At 53.1% G+C, this 3,163-nt stretch carries 4 protein-coding genes; 3 read left to right on the top strand and 1 reads right to left on the bottom strand.

What is annotated here, in order from left to right:
* The first annotated feature begins 147 nt into the window (after positions 1–147).
* The 3 genes from RISK_RS04445 (at position 148) to RISK_RS04430 (ending at position 2,183) form a co-directional block, all read left to right on the top strand.
* A complete protein-coding gene (locus RISK_RS04445; protein WP_047813072.1) occupies positions 148–708 on the top strand; it encodes a hypothetical protein in 561 nt (186 codons plus the stop codon).
* A gap of 614 nt (positions 709–1,322) precedes the next feature.
* On the top strand, positions 1,323–1,589 hold the full coding sequence (locus RISK_RS04435; protein ID WP_047813070.1) for a hypothetical protein: 267 nt from the start codon (positions 1,323–1,325) through the stop codon (positions 1,587–1,589).
* 384 nt (positions 1,590–1,973) lie between these two features.
* Complete coding sequence (locus RISK_RS04430; RefSeq protein ID WP_150122487.1) at positions 1,974–2,183, top strand: hypothetical protein; 210 nt, start codon at positions 1,974–1,976, stop codon at positions 2,181–2,183.
* A gap of 400 nt (positions 2,184–2,583) precedes the next feature.
* Here the strand turns inward: RISK_RS04430 and RISK_RS29055 are convergent.
* The coding region (locus RISK_RS29055) for a transposase (protein ID WP_047813068.1) at positions 2,584–3,163 on the bottom strand (580 nt) is incomplete at its 5' end.

Below are 3,163 nucleotides of genomic sequence, written 5' to 3'. Positions count from 1 at the left end.
GTAAGATTTTGAGCACGGGAGTGAGTTGAGTGATATTGGTCAAACACCCCAACTCACTTACCCCGTATCATGCAATTTCCCGAATACGACCCTACTGAGTAGGGTTGAATCTATTGTTACCCGACTGAGCCCGTTACGGGAGAACAAATGACGCGCCTGATTTTTGCGGTCGCAATCCTTGCCTTCCCGCTTAACGCTTTTGCACAGGGGGTTTCCGAATCGGCAGCTGGGAGTGCGAGGCCACCCAAGACGTTTCTTGGGTGGCTCGCGTCTGGTCAGCACGTTGGTGTCGTCGAACATGACCGAAGTTCCGATGTCCGGTTATTTATTTATACCGATAGTGATTACCAAAGCGTTTTGAATCACACCAAGCTGGAGAAGATCGGAGTCAACGCCGAACATGCTGCCCGCGAGAACTTTGGGCTCAAGCGAAAGCTTGAGGGATTTGCGTCTGATAGGAAATTGGATCAGGCTGCGATAGGCAAGGTGCTCGTACTGCCTCGACAGCAAGCCATCTATGCAAAGATCGTTTCGGTTGGTGATGATTTTGTGATGATTGAATACAACGATGCTTCAACAGCAAATCCAGCCCCGCAAGCAATCCGCGGTAATCTGCGCATCATTCCAAGATCAAGGATTGCCTCGATCGATTTGCACGTAGCTCCCATCTTGTTCTCTCTTCCGACGGAAGCTAATGCCGGCGGGTAACAACGCAATGCACGGGAGCCGCGATAACGCCTTTTCCTTTGGCTAGCTTTCACGGTCGCGGCCCCGTGATTGCCAGCGTTACCCTACTGGCGTCTCCACAGTCGTTTGACGCGGCATTCCATGGCTCAATGGCTCCTTGACTACTCGATTGTCGCTACGTTCATCTATTTTGCGATCTTTGGTTCGCTGTCCGAAATTGCCCCGCCGCGAGTAAAGCACCGACTGTGGATGCCTGGACTTGCGATTGCTATTCTGCTTGCTGTCGCATCAACCCTCAGCATGTTACAACCCATTGACCAATTTGCCGCGATCTGTGGCTTTACTGCATTTGTTGCGTTAACAATCGCAGGGTCAGCTACGAACGCCTGCGTTTCATGCGGGAAGATTGGTCCTGGAATAGCCTGGCACATGTACTGCCGAGCGTGCGATGATGAGACACAGATAGCGGCAAACCATGCTGATCCGACGAATGACGGGCGGTAAATTCACAGAAACGGGTAACCATCGCGTGAACCGGAGCACGCGATTGGGCGTTTTTGAAGTTGAGAATCTTTCGCGCGTGCCCGGTTACGCGTATCGTTATTTGATTAACTCCTTGTGTACGCGAAGTACCAATGAACGCTGACGAAGAATTGCTGACTATCCTGCGTGAAATTCGCGATCAACAATCGCAGCATTTTACGTATGTCAAAGACCGACTTGATCGCCGCGATGCGGAAGCGATCGAGCAACAACGAGTAGCGAATGCTTCGCAGACCGCAACCCAAACCACGTTAGCTGGAACAAACCGCCGATTTCTTATCGGCGCTTTCTTGCTGATCTTCTTTTTTCTCTTCCACAAAATGATAGGTGACGCGATCATCAGCTTTTTCGGCAACTGATAGACGCGTCGTCTGATCGACGTGGTACTGTTGATGGTTGCGCCGACTCGGCCCCAGAACTTGGCCTGCCTAAGGCTGCAGAATTGTTGTCTCTGAATTAGAGATCCTATACGATACATTCCCCGGCGGTGTGTATGCCGCGCCACAAAGTTCACCCAAGCCCCGTCAAATAACAATGCCGTGCACGGGAGCGGCGAAGCAGCGTTTTTTGATAATGGAAAATTTCTCGTCGCCGCCCCGTGACGGCGGACGTTATCCGACTGTAGTACATCACTCTTGTGCCATGCGCGCCCGTTTACAATGAATGACGATCCAATGATCGAAGCGTCAGGCCCTGCCTCAATTGTCGGTGCGATTAACTCTGTATGCCCAAGGCTCGAACCGTTGATACGCCGCCGTCTGAACGCGATCAAATTGTCGATCTTGGCCGAAGAAGGAAAAGATGGCGTGTACGCCAAGCTCAACGGCAAGACCGTATCGCAGATCCTTGAACTCTACGAAAACTTTGTTAGACCGCCGCTTGATGGTGGGAGTCTGAGAGACATTCGCTACACGCTTTATGACTCACCGCCTGATGAAAACAATCGCGGATAACCAATAAGGATTTGACTTCGCGTGGATGCGACGGTTGAGTCACTTTCTCTTTCAGCTCTCTTCGTTCGTCGCGGTTCAAAACGCGTCGCCTAGCCGAAGCTCAAGTCCTCTGTTCAAGATGCCCGGTGTTGAACGCCGAGTCGCTCGCCCATTCGTCCTTGAGCTTTGCTTCTGAGCTTAACTCTCCGGTGCAGACTTTGGTTCGCGTCAAGTGCAGTGCTTCGATGCTTGGACACGTGCTCCGACCCTGGTTGTGCTGAATCGGCAGTGAATGGCACTGATTGAAGTTCACTGCCCGGTGGGTTTGACGCGTGAAATTGCCGTCGAGACATATCGTCCTCCTTCGCCCTCCTGAAGACGTTCGAATTCGTTCGGTCGTTTCACTTCCCTGGTTCATGCGTTACCCACTGTCGTAGTAAGTCAGCCCGTGCTCGGGGCGGATGCCCTGCGACGACAACGACGTGTAGCTGACCTCGATCACTCGCATGACACCGCCACACAGGCGGCATTTCATCGGAACGGTCAACGGTTCCGCTTGCGGCGCGTAGCCGCTGCCCAACCAGAACGTCCAGCCAAGGGCGAGCCAGACCAACCACTTCACCTCCTCGACCTTCACCTTGCTGTTCCCGCTCATCCAACCGTAGTGGCGGATCTTCATGAAGTTCGTCGGCAGAACGTGCTGCAAGAAGTCACCCACGAAGTCGTCGCCGGCAACGGTCTTGTTCTGCATCACGTTCCCTTTGCGACGAATTTTGTACGTCACCGTTTCCGAATTGACATCCGTGATGCGACTGTCGTTGATCGCGACTCGGTGAACGTACGGTGCCAAGTATTTCAGCGTTGGAACTCCGTGCCCAACCGGCTGGATGTCGACGACGAAGTCTTTCGACCAAGCCTCGCGATCGACTTGGGCATAAAGACCTGCGGCACGAAGCTCGTCGGCGAGCTTCGCCTTGTAGGTGCTGATCAACGTGCCGTGG

The organism is Rhodopirellula islandica (assembly GCF_001027925.1).
Taxonomy (GTDB): Bacteria; Planctomycetota; Planctomycetia; order Pirellulales; family Pirellulaceae; genus Rhodopirellula; species Rhodopirellula islandica.
The sequence above is the reverse complement of the archived record's forward strand: the minus strand, read 5'-3'. Positions and strand labels throughout refer to the sequence as shown.

Excerpts from the sequence above, each read along its gene's own strand:
- RISK_RS04435 (WP_047813070.1), top strand. The coding sequence starts at position 1,323 with ATGAACGCTGACGAAGAATTGCTGACTATCCTGCGTGAAATTCGCGAT.
- RISK_RS04445 (WP_047813072.1), top strand. The coding sequence starts at position 148 with ATGACGCGCCTGATTTTTGCGGTCGCAATCCTTGCCTTCCCGCTTAAC.